Below are 21627 nucleotides of genomic sequence, written 5' to 3' on the forward strand. Positions count from 1 at the left end.
AAACTTGATTATATTGTATCATATACAATTTCAATCTTTTCCATTTCTTGGATGAGCATATTTTTAATTTTATCATCATCAAAATTTTCATCTGGTGGAAACTTTTTTTCTATAACGTATCTCCCACCCTGTAATTTATCAACCTGTTGCCAAACCATCGGTTACAGATACTTAAATAATAACTGTGTTTATTTTAACACGATCATAAACTGAATGTAGAGATATTTTTATCTTAGTCTTATTGGGAATAACTTGACATTTTAGTACATATTTACTATAATAGTAAAAAGATAGATTTTTCTCACGCAGAGACGCTGAGGTGCGGAGAGGAAGATAGAGTTTTTACCAGATAAAATTTAGGGGGTTTTATGTCGGAGTTAAATCATAAAATTTCGCTGTTGGAACTTGTGCAAATTTTGTCTGAATATCGTCAATATATCCTCGTTAATATTAAGAAGCTCAAGGAAGATTACCACAGAACTAGTATTAAGCGAGTGAAAGGTGTGAGAGATATTAATGGTGATTTAATCACTCCTTGGTTACAAACGGAAGATATCTTTCCTGGCGATTTTGTGCAGATGGGTGTATTTGCCATGAATCGCAATACCGCTACTATTAATATGTTGGTGAAGCGGAAAGTTAAGCTAGTTAAAGCTGAAGATAATACACCTATGATTGAGGTTGCGGGTTTGCTGGCTAATGATTTAGACAACTTTAATAATTATACCATTGTTAAAGATGGCAAACTCAATGTAACTGCATTAAATATAAAAATCAGCAATAAGAAAGTATTCGATTTATTGAAAGCTAAAGACGTAATTTTTGCGGATAAGTTTGATTTCAATTCTGAATATACTCTTCAGTTAGATAATCTATCTTTAGTCCCTGTTAATGTGAATTTCGGCAGCATTGATGGTTTATTTGTCCAACTTGCAGAAATAAAGGTTCTTGCTAGTATTCTTGCGGCTCATTTACGCCATGAGTCAGATGTGTTTATTGTCAATCAATTAGAGGAGTTAAGAAAACATTATTTATCCAAAAACTTGTATCTGAATTTCCCCACTACTCAGGAATATCCAAAGAATATTGATTCTCATCTAAGTTATAAAATCGAATTTGGTAATCACGATATTCTCAATTTAAGTAAGTTATATTCCGCTAATCAATTTTTAGCGCGGAGATATGAAGCTGTAGATAAAGTAACTGGGGAGATTTTCTCTAAACCTAGTTTTGATATGGGTTTACATGAAAATATTTCCTTTCATCCTAAAGCCATTTCTACACGGATGAAACTTACCAAAGTTGATGATTTAATGAAACCGATTTTTGATGACTTTCTGGGAATAGATATCAATGGTAAAGTAGCGGAAATACTCAACAAGGTGGCTGATAATAGTTTAGCCGTATTTTTATATGCTAAACACGCGGGTAAACCTGTTAACAGAGAAAATTTTATTGCATCTATGACGACGGCTTACAACCAGTTAGAAGCTTATGCTGATAAAATTTACCAAGAGAAGATTTCACCTTTAGTATTTTACATTGGTGCAACGGGGCTGTTACCCAATAAAATATCAGCTACAGCAATGACTGCGGATCAACTAGCTGCTAAATATCCTCATTTGCAATTTTCTAAACATGAAGAGGAAGGGACATTTTTTGAAGTTGGTGATACTGTAATTACTGTTTATGCTCAAACTGAATATTACAGTAAAAAGTCATTAGCTGTTAGTTAGTTAATTTTGTAGGGGTTTAGCAATGCTAAACCCTGAATATTTGCCATTAGTACAAGTTTAGCAGGTCTTGTGTTACAAGAAATGTAATTATGAAGATTTTTAGAAGTTGCTGAATTATCTTTAGAAGGTGATATTTGATATGAAAGTTTCTCGCAAAGAAGCAAAGGAGAAAAGACGCAAATGAATACAGATTTAACGGCGTGATTTCAAAATATGTTACTATAAAAATATAAAAAGTATTGTTACAAGATTTTCAAACATCTGCATATATATAAAAGAGGGTAAGGAAACAGACTATCAAGATGCTATGAAGGAAATTAAAAACATCATCAAATATCGAATAATGAACAAGAGTTAAGCGAAGTGCAGCCCAATAATAAAATTAATCAAAGTTGGGTTTCATTTCCTTCTCTCTTCCTCTTTGCGCCTCTGCGTCTCTGCGTGAAATAAAAAATATTTAACTTACTCAAAAATCACCATAAAAAATAGAACTAACTACTTAATATAGAAAACTTAACAAAAAAACGCCAAAATAAAACAGCATTATCTCGACTTGCTGATATTATCTGTGATGCAATCATGATAAAAGAAAAATGGACGAAGATCAGCGTCGCGCTTATTGGCGTGCTAACACCACCTTAATTAGAAATCTTTTAATTGTTTGGGCTTTAGTATCCCTGGTTTTTAGTATTTTGTTGGTTCAACCATTAAATGCAATACGGTTTTTTGGTGTTCCCTTTGGCTTTTGGATGGCGCAACAAGGATCAATTTTGATTTTTGTGGTATTGATTTTTACTTACGCTTTCCAAATGGACAAATTAGATCGCAAATATAATACCAAAAAGTGAGGAGAAACAGTGTCAGTTGAACTTTGGACGATTATCTTAGTTGGACTTTCTTTTGTTGTTTACATTTACATTGGTTGGCAATCACGAGTAGAAAATACTAAAGACTTTTTTATTGCCGGTCAGGGAATACCTTCAATTGCAAATGGTGCGGCTACGGCGGCTGATTGGATGTCTGCGGCTTCGTTTATCTCAATGGCGGGGTTGATTTCGTTTTTGGGATATGACGGTTCTATTTATTTGATGGGTTGGACTGGTGGCTATGTTTTACTAGCATTATTATTAGCGCCTTATCTACGGAAATTTGGTAAATATACAGTTCCCGACTTTGTAGGCGATCGCTATTACTCTAACATAGCCCGTTTGGTGGCGGTAGTTGCAGCCATTTTCGTGTCTCTCACATACGTCGCTGGACAAATGCGGGGGGTGGGAATTGTCTTCAGTCGCTTCTTACAAGTAGACGTGAATACTGGCGTGATTATCGGCATGATTATTGTCGGCTTTTTTGCGGTTTTGGGAGGCATGAAAGGCATTACCTGGACACAAGTAGCCCAGTATTGTGTTCTAATTTTCGCATATTTGATTCCCGCAATTGCGATCGCATACAAACTCACGGGTAATCCTATTCCCCAACTAGCTTTTACTGCTAGTGATATTGCTGATAAACTCAACCTCATTCAACTTGATTTAGGTTTTAAAGAATACACCCAGCCCTTTGCTAACAAATCAATGCTGGATGTCCTATTCATCACCATTGCTTTGATGGTAGGGACTGCTGGTTTACCCCATATCATCGTCCGGTTTTACACAGTTAAAAGTGTTCGTGCTGCCCGGTTTTCTGCTGGTTGGGCATTATTATTTATCGCCATTCTCTATACCACAGCCCCCGCAGTTGGGATGTTTTCTCGTTATAATCTAATTACTTCTTTGCATAATCAAACAATTGCCGAAGTACAGCAATTAGATTGGGTAAATAAGTGGGAAAAAACCAAACTTCTAGCTTTTGAAGATAAAAACAAAGATGGACGTTTGCAGTTAACCTCTAATAAAGAAACCAACGAAATTACAATTGATAAAGATATCATAGTTCTTTCTACCCCAGAAGTTGCTAACCTGCCCCCTTGGGTAATTGCTTTAGTCGCGGCTGGTGGTTTAGCGGCTGCTTTATCCACAGCATCGGGGTTATTATTAGTAATTTCTAGTTCCGTTGCCCATGATGTGTATTACCGCATTTTTGATTCCACCGCTTCAGAAGAAAAACGGGTATTTGTGGGGCGAGTTGTCGTTGGTTTTGCCCTGGTTTTAGCTGGATATTTTGGAGTCAACCCACCGGGATTTGTGAGTGAAGTGGTAGCTTTTGCCTTTGGTTTAGCCGCTGCAAGTTTCTTCCCGGTGATATTTTTAGGTATTTTCGACAAACGCACTAATTCAGAAGGTGCAATTGCCGGAATGTTAACAGGTTTGATATTTACAATTATCTACATCGTCGGCGTAAAATTTGCCGGGATGTCACCCTGGTTTTTTGGCGTTTCTGCTGAAGGAATTGGAACTTTAGGGATGATTATTAACTTTATTGTCACCCTGATAGTTTCTCGACTAACACCACCCCCACCCGCAGAAATTCAGGCTTTGGTAGAAGATTTACGCACCCCAATAATTGAAGAATAAAAGAAGATGGAGAGAATTAATTACGAATTACGAATTACCCCAGTTCTTGAATATTCTTCATTACTTGTTGGTACAAATCTTTGTTACCTTCTTTATCAAAAATAGCTGCTGCCCTTTGTAAATCTTGTAATGCCCCACGTTTGTCTCCAATGGCTGCAAGGGCATTTCCTCGATTATTGAAAGCGGGGCCAAAGTTAGGATTGAGGCGGATGGCTTGATTATAATCTGCGATCGCTTTCTGTTGATCTCCCTGAGCAAAGTAAGTATTTCCTCTGTTATTATAGGCAACAGAATAGTTTTGATCTATGCGAATAGCCTCAGTATAATCAGCCACAGCCCCGTTTTTATCTCCTTGGGCAGAACGGGCATTTCCTCGGTTATTGAAGGCTTCAGCATAGTTAGGAGCCAAGCGAATAGCTTCATTGTAATCTGCGATCGCATTTTGTTGATCTCCCAGAGATGCACGGGCATTGCCCCGGTTATTGTAAGTTTCGCCATCATTAGGGTTGAGGCGTAATGCTTGATTATAATCTGCGATCGCACCCTCTTTATTACCCGCGTCAAAATATGCCAAACCCCGACTTTTAAAAGCGGGAGCATATTGAGAATTAAGGCTAATCGACTTACTATAGGCAGCAATAGCAGCTTCGGAATTGCCCTTAGCGTGTTGATTCTGCCCTTGAATATAGAATTCTCCCGCTTTGGATGTTTTCGCTGTCAGACGATTGGGAGGACTAACTCCTACTTCTGTCACCAAAACATCTTGATTTTTACTGCAAGCAACGCATAAAACTCCGCTTAAAGCAGTAAAAAAAGCTATGGTGAATATTCTGCCTAATGCTTGCCTTTTAGGTGTCAATAACTGCCATTCCATATATTTTTATAAACCGCTTTCACTCCTGGAGGAAATTAGTACCAAAATCTATTTTTTCACTCCATAATAATTCTAACTAACGCTAAAAATTTTAACTCAATTAACAAGATTTCCTCATATTCTTTATTTTTTAATAAAATCATCTTCCAAAGTTTAAACATAAGTTTTTAAATTTAATGTGTAAATAATTTCTTTTTTTGTGTTTAATTTGTTCTCTAATCACTCAAAAGCGTAACGCACTTTCAAGAGGCAGGAGGAACCCACATTTTAAAACGTGGGATTGAAGCAAGGACGCTTTGTATCGCACTCCGTGCCGCTTTGCTAACGCGCTATGCGTCTCGATACAATTCCTCTTTTAAACTGGGCTTTAGACCCAGAACTAAAGTTTTCATACTTTTTCCCTCCTGCCTTCTTTGTAAATTCGATTAATGGTGCGTTACGGCTTTGCCTAACACACCCTACAAATACTATTTAAGGTCAAATTAACTCGTTGCCAATCATCCTGCTATCTGCCTAAACCCAAATATTTATGACTAATTATTTACCTCATTTTCTGTTGTTTTTGCAGTTAGTCGCCACACAGGAGTATTTTCGATATCCACCTCTAACTGTTCCAATTTTTTACCTAAATCTTTTTGTATTTTTTCAGTCAGCGTAATTGAAAAATCTAAATCAACATCATCATTTTCCATCAATCGTACTAGTTCTTTAAACTTAACTTTTACAGTTTTGCGTTCATAATTACTAATTTGGCAATATGCCGTTTCTGATACATTTTGAGCCTGCATAGCTTTTTTTTATCGCTCTTGCAAATGCTCAAATTCCGAATTGATCAGCTTCCGCTGCTGTTCAACTTCTGTATATGTTTCCGAAAGTAGAGTTAAGTTTTCTGTCTCAGGTGCTGGGTTAATTGTGGCTTGCAATGCCAATAACTTTGAATGGATTTGAGCTAAATAAATGCAATCGAAATAAGCATATTCTATTTGTTCATCAGTTAAAGGTCTTGTCCCCCAATCACTACTTTGTTCTTGTTTATCAATACCATGAAAATTACACAGAACCATAGCTAAAGTTTTTAGTTGATAATTAGGTAAAGGTAAAATATAGTAGGGTATTTGTTTGGCAATTTCTAATGTACAAGTAATATTTTCAGCTTTTTTATTTCCTAAAAACTTAACATCATAACTAGCATTATGAAATACCTTTTCGATATCCACATTCATCATTATTTGCTCAATAAAATCAGCAATTACTTCCGATTGTTCTAGGACATCTAAAATGTAAATGCTATTACCACTCATATCTTGAGGATTATCCAATATCTGAATCAGCGATAATTTAGGATTACGACTTTTATAGTCAGCAACTTCTGTATCTATCCACAGAGTTTGTGCTTTGCTATATTTAGCAATCAGGCAACGAATTTCGCTGGCAGCAGTAAGATAAGGCATTGGTAGATGTAGGGAGAGTGTAACTTAGTCATAGTTTTCTAAAATTAACATTTTGTGACTAAATTTGCTCTTTGCTGCCCCACTATTATGATTACTTTTTACAAAAATGTCTGCCAATTTGCCAAAATACCCATAAAGATAGATGCAGTTCTTTTTGAAAAAGCGCAAATTAAAATCTATGCAAAAATTAATAAATCGTCAGTGGCGTTTGGCTAGTCGTCCTGTTGGTGAAATCAAAGAAAGTGATTTTGAGTATCGGGAAGAACCAATTCCTAGTCCAAAAGATGGTGAAATACTGGTACGCAATATCTATCTTTCTCTAGATCCTACCCATCGTATTTGGATGAGCGATAGACCCCAGTATATGCCTCCTGTAGAAATTGGGGAAGTAATGCGTGGTTTAGTTATTGGTGTCGTTGAAGAGTCGAAAAATCCCAATTTTCAGTCAGGAGATTTAGTTTCTGGTGCGCTAGGATGGCAAGATTACGCACTAGCTTCGTCTGGAAACCTCATCAAACTACCTCAACCTTTAGCAGTTCCTCTCTCTGCTTTCATTGGGCCTCTTAGTTTTATTGGTTGTACTGCTTATTTTGGACTACTGGATATAGGAAAACCTCAAGCAGGGGAAACTGTTGTTGTGTCAGCAGCTTCCGGTGCAGTTGGTTCCCTGGTGGGACAAATTGCCAAAATTAAAGGTTGTCGGGTGGTGGGTATCACTGGTTCAGACGAGAAATGTCAATGGTTGCTAGAAGAACTGGGTTTTGATGCTGCAATTAACTATAAAACCGCAGATTTAATTCCCGCTTTGGCAAAATCCTGTCCCAATGGTATTGATGTGTATTTCGAGAATGTTGGTGGTGCAATTCTTGATGCTGTTTTGACACAGGTAAATTTAAATGCACGCATTCCTCTATGCGGGTTAATCTCCACTTATAATGCTGAAGATGCTGTACCCGGCCCCTATAATTTCAGCCAGATTTTAATGAAGCGTGTGCTTGTACAAGGTTTTATTGTCACTGATTACGTTCCGCAGTGGAATGTTGCTTTTAGAGATATTGGTCAGTGGTTACAAGAGGGTAAAATTAAATATACTCAAGAAATTGTCCCAGGTTTGGAAAATGCACCCCAAGCAATTCTCAAACTTTTTGATGGTCATTAAGATGGGAAAATTGATCATACAAATTGCTGAAGAACCATAATTCAGATAAATATCCATTAAAAAGGCTCAAGTATCAATACCTGAGCCTTTTTTAAATTCAATTAAGTTATTAAGCCTGTTGAATTAGCTACAAAGACTAGATATAGTCTATAGCTTAGTAACGGTTACGAGCGCCACCACCACTGCGATTACCACCACCAAAGGAGCCACCTCTATCTTCTCTGGGTTTAGCCTTATTTACTTTAAGGTCACGTCCCATCCACTCAGCACCATCAAGGGCATCAATAGCTGTGGTTTCTTCTTCATCTGTACCCATTTCTACGAAACCAAAACCGCGCAGTTTACCTGTTTCACGGTCGGTAGGTAGTTGAACACGTTTCACTGAACCATATTCTGCAAAGACCGCAGTTAGGTTGTCTTGGGTAACTTCATAAGAGAGGTTGCCTACGTAAATTGACATAGAATGTCTCCAAAATCATAAGAGTGCAGAGATTTAGATTTCGGAGAAAAGTCTGGAAATATCAAAAGGAAAAAGCCCATCAATGTTAAGAACAAACGCCGTCGCCGAATTACTTCTCAATCACTATGATGGCATAACAATTAACTCTTGACAAAAAAGAGGCAAAAATTTTACATAAGGTTATATAAACACATCAAATTTGATGAGGTTAATATCCAAATTTGTAACCCCATTCAGGATAGCCAGAGTTTTGTCACCAAAGCTAATCTCAGTATTGCCGCTTATTTCCTGCAAAAGCAAAGTAGCTGCGGAAATACCAAGGGCGGCAGCACCATTAATACTAATCACGTCAATACCAATTTCAAAGTCGAGAATTGTATTAGCTGTGTCTGGTAGTTCAGCATTAACAATGAAGAAATTGTCAGCACCAGCACCACCACTTATGAGATTACCACCACCAGACTGCACAAAAAATTTATCATTGCCATCACCGCCCAATGCCCTATCACCACTACCCAGATAAAAGGTATCATGGCCTGAACCACCTGACATCCGACTACCACCTTGACCATCTGTAGCATCAAAAATGTCATCTCCTGAACCACCAAAGGCGCGATCGCTGTTCCTAACATATATAATGTCATTACCACTACCTAAAAAAGCGCGGTTATCACTGGCATGACTTTTAATAGCCAAGTCAACCTCATCATCACCACCACCAGTAAATACAATATCTGCAACAGCTTCTAAATCCACACCTGCAATTAATTTATCATTTCCCGCAGTTCCAAATACCAACTGGCTTTCTGTGGGGAAAAAAGTTATACCAACAGGACGCTCAAGAACCGGGTTTGTGGGAACTAAAACCTGAAATGGATTAACAGGTGAACTACCCTCAGAATCATATTTGAGAATCGCACCTTGTGCAGTAGTCACATCAAAACCAACGGTTAATAAATTACCATTAGGAGCAAAAGCAAGTCCACCAATAAAATTGTGCCTGGGTGGTGCAACGGTTGTATAATTTGTAGTAAGAGTATCTACTAAGTCCCCACTCTCCAGGTCATAGCGGCGGATGTCGTTAGCAAAATCACTTACATACAAATCACCATCTTCACCAAGAACTAAACCAAGCAAACTGATAAAGCCAACGCTATCTGGGGAAGGCTGAGGTGTAGCAAAAACTGTGGGTGTTGCTCCTGCTACTAGTGAGTCGTACCGCAAGATTTGACTAGGTAAACCTGCGCTAAAATCAGCGGCAGCTTCTCCAGTATCAGGATTAACTTTGGCTACACTACCTTGGGTTGTCACATAGAGACTGTTGTTAATAAAAAGTAGCCCGTTTGGTCCATTTAAACCACCTATTTGACCATTTCCCTGGGCAAAAACATCAATGAATTTACCAGTTGAACCGTTGTAACGCAATATTTGGTCACTGAGAAAACTAGCAACGTAAAAATTACCATCTGGTCCATAAGCAATACCGTAGGGACGAACTAACCCTCCGCTTTCATCTAATGATGTATCTGGGTTATCTCCTACAAATACATCAATAAAGTTACCAGTTTGACCATCAAACCTCAATATAGAAGAACCTTTTACTTTTGAGCTACTGGCTATATAAAGGTCGCTTTTACCATCACCGTTTCCATCTGGGCCAAAGAGTAAGGTATCGGGATCTTTCAGTCCACCCAGACCAGAGGTGATAAACTCACCTAAATATTTCCCTGTATAAGCATTAAAGCGGAGAACATTATTGCCTCTGGTGTTACCAACTAGAATACTACTATTTCTGTTTTGCATATTTCTATAAAGCCATCAGCAGTTAGGTAAAATCAAGGTATGGACTTTGTAACAATTTACCATGATTGCTAATAATCTCATGAGGACGTTGTGCGATCGCATCTCTATCAACTTACCTAACCATAATATTTTATACTGACCATCTCCGAAAAAGATTGTAGAGACGTTCCATGAAAAGTCTCTACACAGGTTTCAAGTCACGCACATTTAAGTCTCGGAGATTTCTACTGAACAATTATGTCTAATTAAGCACTCTACAGCAGAGTTATTTCCTATTCTTTGTTTCCGTGGGTAGCCCAAGCCACCAAACCAACTCCCTAGACAGTAGTTAACAGTACAACAGTACCTGCAAAGCATAGATTAATGTCTATATAGTACGGCGGTAAACTTTTTCAACATAAACACCCGCTATTAGTTATAATTTCCTATAATGTGAAAAAATTCTTAAGATTAGCGTAAAACTTACATTAAGATAGATATTACGCTTCTATTAAACTGACTAGCTGATACCCAAATTAGGAGGATTATTTATGGCGCTTGTACCAATGCGGTTGCTTTTGGATCACGCTGCTGAAAACGGTTACGGCATACCAGCTTTTAACGTTAACAACTTAGAGCAGATTCAGGCAATCATGAAAGCGGCGGCTGAGACAGATAGCCCCGTAATTTTACAAGCTTCTCGCGGCGCTCGTAATTATGCCGGAGAAAACTTTCTACGCCACCTGATTTTGGCAGCAGTAGAAACCTATCCTGAGATTCCCATTGTCATGCACCAAGATCATGGTAATGCTCCTTCTACCTGCTACTCAGCAATCAAGAACAACTTCACCAGCGTGATGATGGATGGTTCTTTGGAAGCTGACGCGAAGACACCTGCAAGCTTTGAGTATAACGTTAAAGTTACTAGTGAAGTTGTCAACGTCGCTCACTCCTTGGGTGTCAGCGTTGAAGGTGAACTCGGTTGTTTAGGTTCTCTAGAAACCGGTGCCGGTGAAGCTGAAGATGGTCACGGTTTTGAAGGTACACTAGATCATTCTCAACTGTTAACCGACCCCGATGAAGCTGTTAGCTTCGTAGAAGCAACCCAAGTAGACGCTTTAGCTGTTGCTATCGGTACTAGCCACGGTGCTTACAAGTTTACCCGTAAGCCTACTGGGGAAATTTTGGCTATCAGCCGTATCGAAGAAATTCACCGTCGTCTGCCTAACACCCACTTGGTAATGCATGGTTCTTCTTCTGTACCAGAAGATTTACTTGCACTTATTAACCAATATGGTGGTGCAATTCCTGAAACCTACGGTGTACCCGTAGAAGAAATTCAAAAAGGTATCAAGAGTGGTGTACGTAAAGTAAATATCGACACCGACAATCGTCTAGCTATTACTGCTGCTGTCCGTGAAGCTTTGGCAGCTAATCCTAAGGAATTTGATCCTCGTCACTTCCTCAAGCCTTCTATCAAATATATGCAGAAGGTTTGTGCAGATCGCTATCAAGAATTTGGTACTGCTGGTAATGCAAGCAAGATTAAGCAAGTTTCTTTAGAAGATTTTGCTGCTAAATATGCTAAGGGCGAATTGGTAATGAGAGCGGCTGCTAAAGTTTAATCTTTTTCAGCAATAATTAATTAGGGTATGGCGATGCTATACCCCTACATCAATAAACCGGGTGGCTTTAAAGTTTCCCGGTTTTTTGTTTTTATCTGACATTAGCGGGCAAGATGCCCGCACCACAAAGCCTCTGTCAGATCCAGTATCTAAAATACTCGATGTTGTAAAGATGGCATTTGTCGGCGTACTTGTTCTAGTCTGGTGGGTTTAATTTCTGCGATCGCAACTCCTGGTTTATCTCCGGCATCTGCTAGAATTACTCCCCAAGGGTCGATAATCATCGCATGACCGTGGGTTTGACGACGGGCGTAGTTTGTGCCAGTTTGGGCAGGAGCGATGACGTAACAGGTGTTTTCAATTGCTCTGGCTTGCAGCAATACTTGCCAATGGTCTTTACCTGTAAAAGCCGTGAAAGCCGCAGGAACAAAAACAACATCTGCTCCCTTGTCTGCTAGATGTCGATACAGTTCCGGGAAGCGGACATCATAGCAAATAGAAAGTCCTAGATTACCCAAGTTGTCGGAAAAATGGACTGGGGGTAAAGCTTTACCAGCCATAACAGTACTAGATTCTTGATAAGTATTACCATCAGGAACATTGACATCAAATAAATGTGCCTTGTGGTAACGGGCCAGTTCTTGACCATTGGGGTTAATTAGTAAAGCTGTGTTATGGACTTTGCCTGTGCCATCTCCTACGGGTACAGGAAAGCCGCCGCCGAGTATAGTAACTTGAAAGCGCTGCGCCATTTTAATTAAAAATGTTTCCGTTACTTGAGCAAGAGCATCTGCTTGAGCAAGTTTGTCTTTTTCTTCTCCCATAAAAGAGAAATTTTCTGGCAACCCTACCAATTCTGCACCCTGACGCACAGCCAAATCAATTAATTCCTCTGCCTGTGTCAAGTTTTTCTGTAGATCAGGCACACTGGTCATTTGAATAGCGGCAGCTAAATAAGACTTCATAGATTCAAAAACAAACAGTGGATTTGTACGAGATAGATTCTCAAATATATCGTTACTTCATATCCTTATTTCAAGTCAAAACATGGTTTGCATTTCTCGCTTTGACCTGTGGTGTAGGTGGTTCATGATTACAAATAATAAATTTATTGAGTAATAAGGGCTGAAACCCTGATTATGGCGTTGTTAATATTTTTCTGGCTACATTCACAATTGTAATATGCGATCGCTACTTTACCAGGATTTACGCAACTGGCACATTGGTAAGGTGCGTCAAATATCAAAAATCTGTTTATTTACTAGATTTATGCAGTCTGAAACACCCTGCAATAGATTTCTGGTGTGACACGCAGCTTTAGGGACTTCCAATTAAAAAAATACTCAAAAGTTTCTTGTGGTGCGGTCGAAAAGCCCGCAAATTATCAAGGATGGGCATCCTGCCATTGGTGTCAAGTTAAGGCATCAGCCCAAATGTCAAGAGAGCGAGCAGCCGTTCGTCGGTGACGTTGACGGACGGTCTTGATTAAGCCCATAGAACGATGATGTTCGACAAGCCAAGGAATAAGTTGTAAATCAGGAGCAAGTAAAAGTGCGCGGTGGAAAAAATACAAACTGCGAAAAACCATTTCCACAGAAATGCGTTCTAAAGGTTGTTGTAAAGCAATAGCGACATCAGCACACAAGTCATTGAGGACAGCGTAGAAAATCCAGGTAGCATATATTTGCATCTGTACACCATTAGTGCCACCAACCCACAAATAGGACAAGCCCAATAAACGCTTAGTCAATAAAAATGCGTCCTCAATTCGCCAACGTCGGCGGTATAAATCACAAACCTCCTGTGGTGAAAGCTGTTGTGGGTCAAGAACATTAGTCAAATAATGATACCAAGTCTTACCCCATAATACGGATACTTGGCGCATGGGATAGCGACATGGGTTGGTATGATGCAATCCCATTTGAATAATTTCATCCCTGTAGTGAGAGCCGCTAGAAAGTACACGCACTACCTTATATCTAACCTTTTCCTTTTGGCGCGTGAGAACATACTTGCCGGCAGCAGTTAGAGAATCAAACCACTCAAAACCATAAAATCCCATGTCTACTATGAGTAAACCACCATCAGGTAAAAGTTCTAACAATGCTTGCCACCAACGAGTCTCATTCCGCTTGGCATCAGCATCATACCAAACTGCTACAGGAATATGAGTGAAAGCTTCTACTACCATCAGCATTTTTCCTGCCAACACTGAACCTGTTTTTTCTTGCAATTGTCCGAAGTGCTTTTTCATGGCTTCGAGTGTTGAGGCATCACAAATCCAAATGGCGGAAAATCTCTGCGCCACTGATGCCCAGGCTGGAGCTAATTCTTTTGCATTCCTTTTTGCTGCTAGACGTTCTACTACTTGCTCAAACATCTTGGCAAATAGATGCGCCGGTAAACTGTTGAGTCTTTGGGACAGAGCTTGCTTGCTGACTTTTGTTGCCTCTACCCACATTAGTCCTTCTATTTCCAGGCAGCGCAATACATCTGTTAAGTGTTGTACTTGTCGATATACTAGACTCAGTATTATTGCTGCCATTACTGGTAGGGTTAATACTCTTGAGCGCAAGCTTCGCTCTTTATCTTTTACCCCTTTGAGGTTGGCAAATGTCCCTGGACTTAATAGCCCAATCAACCGTGATTCTATCTCTTCACTAGCTGGAGCAGGTACGCTGACTTGATGGCGAAAATCTGGATTCCCTTGTTTTTTCCTTGGTTTACTCATGGCTCTTTTCAACACCCCTGTGTTGACTTTTACCATTTATTTCCCACTCTTGACACAAATCCATTTTTCTTAACTTGACACCAATGGCATCCTGCCCATCCCACAAAATTGGGGAATCTATTTTTTGGTAATCCCTTAGTCCTACAATTGAAGGAGACAGGAGGGAAACTGACCCCTAACTCCTGCCTTCGATAAATCAGCAATTTTAAAAGTAAAAAAAATTTTATTCTATCAAATAATCAGGGTTTAGCATTGCTAAACCCCTACATAATTAATTGATTCTCGCGTACTAAAATCCCTACTGCCAAACGTAGATAAGCAGAAACAAAATAATCCAGATAACGTCAACAAAGTGCCAAAATAATGAAGTCGAATTGACACCAAAGTGACCTGTATCGTAATTACCAGGAATGAAAGAACGAATCAAAATAATAGACTGCAATAAAATTCCGGTGAAAACGTGCAACCCGTGAAAACCGGTTAACAGGTAAAACATCCCGCCAAAAGTACCGGAAGTAAAGCCAAATTCTAATTCACTCCACTCTACAGCTTGACCATATAAAAAGTAGCTACCCATTGCTATTGTAGCCAACAAAAACAGGCGAAATCCCTGCAAATTGCCACGTTGTAGGCATCTTTCTGCGAAGTAAATCACAAAGCTACTAGAAACCAGAATAATTGTGTTAATTGTCGGTGCTGTAATTTCTAGTCCTGAAACACCAGCAGGGAGCCAGTTGACAGTTGTGGTTTTGTAGACAATATAGCCAGCAAAGAAACTTAAGAAAATGACACTTTCTGATAAGAGAAAGACAATAAAACCAAACATTTTATTGCCTTCTTCATCGTGTTCATGTTCATGGCTGGCATGATGCAATTCTTCAGGGTGAATAGAACTATCCATTGGGTAATTTCTCCTTTTTAGTTTTAAACGCAAAGGAACGCGGAGGGAAACGCAGCGAAAAGTTCATCGTTCGTGTAAGCGTTCCGCAGGAAAGCCGGGTTTCCCGGCGTAGGAAACTTTTCAAGACAGAGGGTACGCAGAGGTTTTCTGCGTCCTTCTTTTTCTCTGCATTATTCTGCGTTTTGTAATGTTGTTTGGCGTTCCAGGTTGGCTGTTAATGGATCTGATTTTCCGTAGCCGTAAGGTGCGCTAATAATGATGGGAATTTCTTCAAAGTTTTCTACAGGAGGAGGAGAAGAAATCATCCATTCTAAACCAATTGCTCTCCAAGGATTATTAGGTGCTTTTTCACCTTGTGTCCAAGAAACCAACATATTGAAAATGAAGGGTAAGGTGGACATTCCTAATAAGAATGCACCAAGACTAGCGATCACATTCCAGAAAGTATATTCTGGTGCGTAGGAAGCAACTCGGCGTAACATCCCTTGCAAACCTAATGGGTGCATGGGTAAAAAGTTGAGGTTAGTACCGATGAATGCTAACCAAAAATGAATTTGTCCCCAACCTTCATTAAACATCCGCCCTGTCATTTTGGGGAACCAGTGATAGATGGCTGCATACAAACCCATTGTCACTGTTCCGTAAAGAACATAATGGAAGTGACCAACTACAAAATAGGTGTTGTTAACGTGAACGTCTACTGGTACAGAAGAAAGCATAATTCCTGTAATACCAGCAAAGACAAACATTACTAAAGCACCCAAAGCAAACATCATTGGTGTAGTTAATCTAATTTTTCCACCCCAAATTGTTGCTACCCAAGCAAATACTTTAATCCCTGTAGGGATGGAGACAAACATTGTTGTCATCATGAAAATTAACCGCATCCAGCCTGGTGTACCACTGACATACATATGGTGTACCCAGACGATCGCACTAACTACGGCGATTAACATGGATGAAACTGCAACTACTTTATAACCAAATAAAGGTTTGCGGGAGTAAACAGGGAATATTTCTGAGAAAATCCCAAACACAGGCAGAATGATCACGTAAACTGCTGGGTGGGAGTAAAACCAGAAATAATGCTGGAACATTACCGGGTTTCCGCCTTTGCTGGGGTCAAAAAAGGCAGTACCAACTGTTAAATCAAGCAGCAGCATGACTGCACCCGCAGTTAACGCAGGAAGTCCAAATAATTGGATGATTTGGGCGCTAAATACTGCCCACACAAATAAGGGCATTCTGAAGAAACCCATACCAGGGGCGCGCATTTTGACGATGGTGGTGACAAAATTCACCGCCCCCATGATGGAGGAAACGCCAGAAATCGCTACCGCTAATAACCACAGAACTTGACCGTTAATTAAGTGACCTGTGGGGTTTTGTAAACTAACGGGGGGATAAGCCCACCAACCCGCTTGGGCTGGCCCACCAGGTACAAAAAAGCTGGACATGAGGAGGATTCCCACTACTGGAACCATCCAAAAGGCAACGGCATTTAATCGCGGAAATGCCATGTCTCGCGCCCCAATCATGATGGGTACGAGGTAGTTAGCTAAACCAACAAGGGAGGGAAATGTCCACAGGAACAGCATCACGGTTCCGTGCATGGTGAACATTCCGTTATAAACGGTGCGGTCTATTAAATCAGATTCGGGGGTGATCAGTTCTCCCCGCAATATCATGGCGAAGATACCGCCAACAAGGAAGAAGATAAAGGAGGTAACGAGGTATTGAATACCTATTACTTTGTGGTCTGTGCTGAAGGTGAAGTATGTTTTCCAGTTGTTGGGCGTTTCGTGGTGATGTGTTTCACCAGTAATGCGAATGGGAATGTTTGTCATTGGTTAGTTTCCAAATAGGAAGGCTCACGCAATCGCGTTTCGCGATCTCGTTCGCGGTAGTGTTGCGTAGCAAAGAGTAGGCGCAAAGACGCAAAGGAAGAAAGGAAGAGTTGGTTAACCGGAAAAGTTGACTACTGGAGGTGCAGCAGGTTTGACACTTCCCCAACCGGTTTTTATGCTTTGGTTGCTGGTTTGGGCGTATTCGCTGGCTGCTTGATTTTTTGCGGGTGTGGGGATGTGGTTTGCAGCTTTTTCTAACCATTCGTGATACTCTTCGGGAGTTTCGACAATCACGTTGGCTTGCATGGTTGCAAAGTATGTACCGCTGTATTGGGAATCGGTGAGGCTATATTTGCCGGGGCGAATGGGTGTAAATTCAAAGTCGATGGTTTTGCCGGGAACGATGTCTTGTTTGAGGCGAAAGGCGGGAATGTAAAAGCCGTGGAGTACGTCTTCTGATTGTAGGGCTAAACGAATTCTGCGATCGCTCGGTAAATGCAATTCTGTACTGGTAATATTCTTTTCAGGATAATGAAATACCCAGGCCCACTGTTTGGCTAGTACGTCAATTTTTTCTAATGGTTCACCCGCAATTTCTATTGGTGCTGCTTTTTCTTCTGCATAAGCAGTTTGCATTTCCATTGGATTATGCAGGTGTACCAGTTGGGCTGGCCCTTGAATGGCCATTTCTTCGTAAACTTGGTAACTGTAGCTGCCAATCCACAATACCAACATGATCGGTATTACTGTCCACACTACTTCTAGGGTGACGTTACCTTCAATGTGTGGGCCATCATTCAAATCGTAGCTTTTGGCGCGGTGGAAGGTGACAGAATACAAAACTGTACTAATAACAGCTAAAAAGATGAAAGCACCTAATGTCACTAAAAAGCTAAATAAATCATCAACAAGATGAGATTCAGCCGCTGCTTGGGGGGGAAGCCAAGAATAAGCCTGTTTACCAATGAAGATACTGGTAATCGTGACAATCAACCCCCCAGTCATCAAGGTCAAAAGATTTAAAATCAGCCGGATGTTCATAATTAGTCATTGGTGATTGGTGATTGGTAATTGGTGATTGGTAATTGGGTATTCTTCCCAGTCCCTAATTTCCATTCCCTAGTACCTGATTGATGTCTTTTCCCATTCTCAATAAGTTATCAGCAGTGTTATGTACACCAAATTCACCAGCTAATTGCGCTCCTAATGTGCCATGTAGATACATAACAAACATGATGGAAATTCCTGCTAATAAATAACTCCAGCGCACTTGTTGATCTGAATCTTTGCAGGAAATATAACGTTGCCATCCTCTCCAAAATGTCATGGCAATCATCAAAGCTAATAAGAAAACTCCGCCTACACCATGCCACATCATGGTTTCCATTGCTTGCAAACCCCAAGCACTTTTTAAGTTTGTTGGTGGAGTTGCTAACAACATTTCATAAAAGCCAGCCGCAACTGTGAAAAATGTAATTACAGCAGCGCCTACCATGTTGTACCAACCAACTTCAAATAATTGGGCGCGTTCAACAGCTAAACCCAAATATTTAAACAGCCAGTTTTCTAAGGGAAAAAGTACACCAGCTATATCAAAGATAATGGCAATGATGAATAATCCCAAAGTTAGATGAACTAAGTTAGGATGAATCGGAATTGTGTAAGGTAATCCATTTGCACCCATTTGAGCGCTGACTTGATCAATTAATTCTGAGTTCATGGTAAGATTCCATCCTTTACGGCTTCCACAACTGGAACTGTGTGTATTCCATAAACCCACACCAATTCATCACCGAGATATACTTGAAAACCAACAAGTATGGTTAAAAGTAATCCAACTGCTAAATAATGAATTGGTAATCTTTGTGGGTCACGAGTGCGGAGTACATAACGCCAGGCTGTAATTGCAGCGAGAATTCCTGACAGTGACCAACCGATTAAGGTGTGGTAATTTAATACTGATTTAACTAGGTTGTAAGGTTTGGCTAAACCTGCTTCAAATTGACCAAAGATAATGGCAATGAAAATGGATACTGTAGCTACAAATAAATTCCACCAACCTATTTCAAAGAAGCGGGTTTTTCCAGTTAAAAAGCCAATTAAATCACAAAAAAATGCAAACAGTATCATCGCAATTACGAAATGAACTACGATGGGATGCAGTGGATCTGGATATGGTAAATTATGCTCGTTTAGCGACGTTAAGGACTCGAACATGGAGTTCTCCTGGATTGATTTACTACTCCTCTGCCACATTTAAATAATTGATAGATATCAATTATTATCGTTATCAAAAATCACACGTTAGTCATTAGAAAATTTTCTACTTCCAATACCCAAATGTATAGCGCATGATTTGGGGTTAAGTCTTATGCTCATAACAGCAGTCTGTAACAGCAATTCTCGATGTAGCTAAACTAAATCGCTGTTGGGGTTTTGATTTACTAGACCTATTTTTTAGGTTACGTAAATTTTTATAAATTGTCAAAAAACTAAAAGCTTCACTTTTAGAATTAAGAGAAAGCAAGAAAGGCAATAATGCTAATCTGGCTACCTTTGCTTTCTTTAATTATTATGAAATAAAAGGCATATATTTTGATGTCTAGTGCTGTACATATAAGAATTATTACTTTGTGCCGAAAATAACAGAAATTTAAATTATTGCTGCTACATATACAAATTGTCTATTTGCTCATTTTTATCTAGTTAAGAATTATTGTAAATTATTAGCTGTAGATTTGGTGAGCGAAACGCACTGCTTGTTTATAAATTTCTTAATATAGCGAATATAGTATAGTAAATGTCTAAATCAGGATTTACAGGATTAGAGGATTCGCAGGATTAATCATATTCATGCTGAAAATATTTAAATATCTAATATGGCTTAATGTCCTGTCAGGGATACAGGGGATAAAATACGAAATAATTTTGTTTAAAAATTAACGCAACTGAGATATTTGCAATATTGATAAAAATGTACATTCCCAAACTAGACGCGGTTGAGCATAACAAAGTAAATTTTTTCTGGTTTTTTCTAATTGTTCAATAATTCTCGGTTGATGTATTTGTTGCCAGTAAGATTGTTGTAGATAATCAATTAACCATAGTTGGGCTTCTGTATCTAATTCTTTATCAATTCTCTGGGCTAATTCTAAAGCATTGCGGTAAGATTTAGGCGCTTTTGTTAGCTGTTGGAGTAGTTCATTGGGAATTGTTTGTAATTGTTGATAAGATGCGATCGCACTTCCAGGACTACCAGCGGCTAAACTCAAGACTTCTGGATGCTGTAAAATATCTTTATTCCCTGTCTGTGTCAGCACTTGAGACACAGAGGCTGTATCTAGCCGATAAAAAGGAATCTTCTGACAACGGGAAACTAAGGTCGGTAAAACAGACTCAGCAGAAGGTGCAATTAAAATTAATGTCGCTTGTCCTGGTTCTTCTAAGGTTTTGAGTAAAGCATTTGCAGCGGCTTCAGCCATTGTTTCTGCTTGTTCTAAAACAACTACGTTTCTTGGTGCTTCCAATGGTGGACGAGAAAGAAACTGAGTGATTTCTCGAATTTGTTCTAAGCGAATTACAGGAGGTGCTTTACGTTTCACTCCTTTTTCTGCTGCTTCGACTGCGGTGAGTCTTTGTCCTTGATATTGGTAAGTTGGTTGTACCCAAAATAAGGAAGGGTGATTTCCTTGACGAATCCGATTGTGTAAAGCGGGTATTTGCTGTGGTTCTACGGAACTAGAAAACAGCAATTCAATAAAACATTTAGCTGCTAAACTTCGTCCCACACCTTCAGCACCAACAAACATATAAGCTGGGGCAATGCGGTTTTGTTTAACAGCTTGGGTTAATAATTCTATTGCTTGTTTTTGTCCGATTAATGATTCAAACATTTACGAATTAAACAACCGCTTATTTAAAATTTCCTGGATATTTTTCTGCACAATTTCTTTATTCAAACTTCCATCTATTCGGAAAATTCGTGACGGGTAAGTTGCTGCTAATTCTGTATAGCCTTGTTGGACACGATGATGAAATGCGATCGCTTCTTGTTCTATTCTATCTAGTGCTGCTTCACTGCCACGTTTCCTTGCTAGTCCCACTTCCACATCAACATCTAGCCAAATAGTCAAATCGCTTTCTAACCCACCAGTCGCAATGTTATTAAGCTGATTAATGATACTCATACTTAAACCCCTGCCATAACCTTGATAGGCAATGGTAGAGTCAGTATAGCGATCGCACAAAATATATTTTCCCTCTGCTAAATTAGGTCTTAATTCCTCTGCGATGTGTTGCGCTCTATCCGCAGCATACAACAATAATTCTGTTACTTCCCCCACTGGCTTATCTTCCGACTTTTCCAGCAATAACCGTCGTAAATCTGAACCCAACACCGTTCCCCCCGGTTCACGAGTCAAAACCACAGAGATATCTAGACTCTTTAACCACTGACTACACAGATGCATTTGCGTAGTTTTACCACAACCTTCCACGCCTTCAAATACAATGAATTTACCACTCATGTTTTAAAATTTTCCCCTACCA

17 protein-coding genes and 2 pseudogenes are annotated in these 21627 nt (G+C 39.5%); 5 read left to right on the forward strand and 14 right to left on the reverse strand.

Going from position 1 to position 21627, the window contains the following annotated elements; translation table 11 throughout:
• Positions 1-8: 8 nt before the first annotated feature.
• A complete protein-coding gene (locus tag AC012T_RS04155; RefSeq protein WP_487063363.1) occupies positions 9-158 on the reverse strand; it encodes a hypothetical protein in 150 nt (49 codons plus the stop codon).
• Between the two features lie 210 nt (positions 159-368).
• On the opposite strand from AC012T_RS04155, the gene AC012T_RS04160 reads away from it, so the two are divergent.
• The 3 genes from AC012T_RS04160 (at position 369) to AC012T_RS04170 (ending at position 4249) form a co-directional block, all read left to right on the forward strand.
• Entirely contained in the window at positions 369-1736 is a 1368-nt protein-coding gene (locus AC012T_RS04160; RefSeq protein ID WP_487063365.1) for a hypothetical protein, read from the forward strand.
• A 593-nt stretch (positions 1737-2329) separates the two neighbouring features.
• Positions 2330-2584: a DUF4212 domain-containing protein gene (locus AC012T_RS04165; RefSeq protein ID WP_487063367.1), complete on the forward strand. Its 255-nt coding sequence runs from the start codon at positions 2330-2332 to the stop codon at positions 2582-2584.
• 9 nt (positions 2585-2593) lie between these two features.
• On the forward strand, positions 2594-4249 hold the full coding sequence (locus AC012T_RS04170) for a sodium:solute symporter family protein (RefSeq protein WP_487063369.1): 1656 nt from the start codon (positions 2594-2596) through the stop codon (positions 4247-4249).
• A 34-nt stretch (positions 4250-4283) separates the two neighbouring features.
• On the opposite strand, the gene AC012T_RS04175 is transcribed toward AC012T_RS04170, so the two are convergent.
• Positions 4284-5123, reverse strand: coding sequence for a tetratricopeptide repeat protein (locus AC012T_RS04175; protein WP_487063371.1), 840 nt, complete (start codon positions 5121-5123; stop codon positions 4284-4286).
• A gap of 533 nt (positions 5124-5656) precedes the next feature.
• Positions 5657-6574: pseudogene (locus AC012T_RS04180) on the reverse strand (ribonuclease D).
• 178 nt (positions 6575-6752) lie between these two features.
• Here AC012T_RS04180 and AC012T_RS04185 point away from each other — a divergent pair.
• Positions 6753-7773 (forward strand): annotated as a pseudogene (locus tag AC012T_RS04185) (NADP-dependent oxidoreductase).
• A 114-nt stretch (positions 7774-7887) separates the two neighbouring features.
• Here AC012T_RS04185 and AC012T_RS04190 read toward each other — a convergent pair.
• Together AC012T_RS04190 and AC012T_RS04195 are read right to left on the reverse strand one after the other, a co-directional pair.
• Positions 7888-8193 (reverse strand): RNA recognition motif domain-containing protein, encoded by a 306-nt coding sequence (locus AC012T_RS04190; protein WP_487063373.1) that lies wholly within the window; start codon positions 8191-8193, stop codon positions 7888-7890.
• Between the two features lie 180 nt (positions 8194-8373).
• Positions 8374-9996 (reverse strand): Vgb family protein, encoded by a 1623-nt coding sequence (locus AC012T_RS04195; RefSeq protein WP_487063375.1) that lies wholly within the window; start codon positions 9994-9996, stop codon positions 8374-8376.
• A 530-nt stretch (positions 9997-10526) separates the two neighbouring features.
• On the opposite strand from AC012T_RS04195, the gene fba reads away from it, so the two are divergent.
• Complete coding sequence (gene fba / locus AC012T_RS04200) at positions 10527-11600, forward strand: class II fructose-bisphosphate aldolase (protein WP_487063377.1); 1074 nt, start codon at positions 10527-10529, stop codon at positions 11598-11600.
• Between the two features lie 149 nt (positions 11601-11749).
• On the opposite strand, the gene AC012T_RS04205 is transcribed toward fba, so the two are convergent.
• The 9 genes from AC012T_RS04205 to tmk all read right to left on the reverse strand — a co-directional run bounded on the left by AC012T_RS04205 (position 11750) and on the right by tmk (position 21605).
• On the reverse strand, positions 11750-12565 hold the full coding sequence (locus AC012T_RS04205) for a carbon-nitrogen hydrolase family protein (protein WP_487063379.1): 816 nt from the start codon (positions 12563-12565) through the stop codon (positions 11750-11752).
• A gap of 446 nt (positions 12566-13011) precedes the next feature.
• Positions 13012-14331, reverse strand: a complete 1320-nt coding sequence (locus tag AC012T_RS04210; protein WP_487066428.1) for an IS4 family transposase — start codon at positions 14329-14331, stop codon at positions 13012-13014.
• Between the two features lie 298 nt (positions 14332-14629).
• The gene (locus AC012T_RS04215) at positions 14630-15232 is read right to left on the reverse strand and encodes a cytochrome c oxidase subunit 3 (RefSeq protein ID WP_487063381.1); all 603 of its coding nucleotides are present in this window, start codon (positions 15230-15232) and stop codon (positions 14630-14632) included.
• 170 nt (positions 15233-15402) lie between these two features.
• Positions 15403-17079, reverse strand: a complete 1677-nt coding sequence (gene ctaD / locus AC012T_RS04220; protein WP_487063383.1) for a cytochrome c oxidase subunit I — start codon at positions 17077-17079, stop codon at positions 15403-15405.
• A gap of 114 nt (positions 17080-17193) precedes the next feature.
• Positions 17194-18120, reverse strand: a complete 927-nt coding sequence (locus tag AC012T_RS04225; protein ID WP_487063385.1) for a cytochrome c oxidase subunit II — start codon at positions 18118-18120, stop codon at positions 17194-17196.
• Positions 18121-18184: 64 nt separating this feature from the next.
• On the reverse strand, positions 18185-18799 hold the full coding sequence (locus AC012T_RS04230) for a DUF2231 domain-containing protein (protein ID WP_487063387.1): 615 nt from the start codon (positions 18797-18799) through the stop codon (positions 18185-18187).
• The gene (locus AC012T_RS04235) at positions 18796-19296 is read right to left on the reverse strand and encodes a DUF2231 domain-containing protein (RefSeq protein ID WP_487063389.1); all 501 of its coding nucleotides are present in this window, start codon (positions 19294-19296) and stop codon (positions 18796-18798) included. Before AC012T_RS04235 ends, AC012T_RS04230 begins: the two co-directional genes overlap by 4 nt.
• 722 nt (positions 19297-20018) lie before the next feature.
• The gene (gene holB / locus AC012T_RS04240; RefSeq protein ID WP_487063391.1) at positions 20019-20972 is read right to left on the reverse strand and encodes a DNA polymerase III subunit delta'; all 954 of its coding nucleotides are present in this window, start codon (positions 20970-20972) and stop codon (positions 20019-20021) included.
• On the reverse strand, positions 20973-21605 hold the full coding sequence (tmk, locus tag AC012T_RS04245; protein ID WP_487063393.1) for a dTMP kinase: 633 nt from the start codon (positions 21603-21605) through the stop codon (positions 20973-20975).
• Between the last annotated feature and the right edge of the window lie 22 nt (positions 21606-21627).

It is taken from the genome of Anabaena sp. EIM26 (assembly GCF_057568715.1).

Bases quoted from the DNA above. Each gene is read 5' to 3' on its own strand.
- AC012T_RS04210 (WP_487066428.1), bottom strand. From the start codon at position 14,331: ATGAGTAAACCAAGGAAAAAACAAGGGAATCCAGATTTTCGCCATCAA.
- ctaD (WP_487063383.1), bottom strand. From the start codon at position 17,079: ATGACAAACATTCCCATTCGCATTACTGGTGAAACACATCACCACGAA.
- fba (WP_487063377.1), top strand. From the start codon at position 10,527: ATGGCGCTTGTACCAATGCGGTTGCTTTTGGATCACGCTGCTGAAAAC.
- AC012T_RS04230 (WP_487063387.1), bottom strand. From the start codon at position 18,799: ATGAACTCAGAATTAATTGATCAAGTCAGCGCTCAAATGGGTGCAAAT.
- AC012T_RS04160 (WP_487063365.1), top strand. From the start codon at position 369: ATGTCGGAGTTAAATCATAAAATTTCGCTGTTGGAACTTGTGCAAATT.
- AC012T_RS04235 (WP_487063389.1), bottom strand. From the start codon at position 19,296: ATGTTCGAGTCCTTAACGTCGCTAAACGAGCATAATTTACCATATCCA.
- AC012T_RS04165 (WP_487063367.1), top strand. From the start codon at position 2,330: ATGGACGAAGATCAGCGTCGCGCTTATTGGCGTGCTAACACCACCTTA.
- AC012T_RS04155 (WP_487063363.1), bottom strand. From the start codon at position 158: ATGGTTTGGCAACAGGTTGATAAATTACAGGGTGGGAGATACGTTATA.
- AC012T_RS04225 (WP_487063385.1), bottom strand. From the start codon at position 18,120: ATGAACATCCGGCTGATTTTAAATCTTTTGACCTTGATGACTGGGGGG.
- holB (WP_487063391.1), bottom strand. From the start codon at position 20,972: ATGTTTGAATCATTAATCGGACAAAAACAAGCAATAGAATTATTAACC.
- tmk (WP_487063393.1), bottom strand. From the start codon at position 21,605: ATGAGTGGTAAATTCATTGTATTTGAAGGCGTGGAAGGTTGTGGTAAA.
- AC012T_RS04215 (WP_487063381.1), bottom strand. From the start codon at position 15,232: ATGGATAGTTCTATTCACCCTGAAGAATTGCATCATGCCAGCCATGAA.
- AC012T_RS04190 (WP_487063373.1), bottom strand. From the start codon at position 8,193: ATGTCAATTTACGTAGGCAACCTCTCTTATGAAGTTACCCAAGACAAC.
- AC012T_RS04195 (WP_487063375.1), bottom strand. From the start codon at position 9,996: ATGCAAAACAGAAATAGTAGTATTCTAGTTGGTAACACCAGAGGCAAT.
- AC012T_RS04205 (WP_487063379.1), bottom strand. From the start codon at position 12,565: ATGAAGTCTTATTTAGCTGCCGCTATTCAAATGACCAGTGTGCCTGAT.
- AC012T_RS04175 (WP_487063371.1), bottom strand. From the start codon at position 5,123: ATGGAATGGCAGTTATTGACACCTAAAAGGCAAGCATTAGGCAGAATA.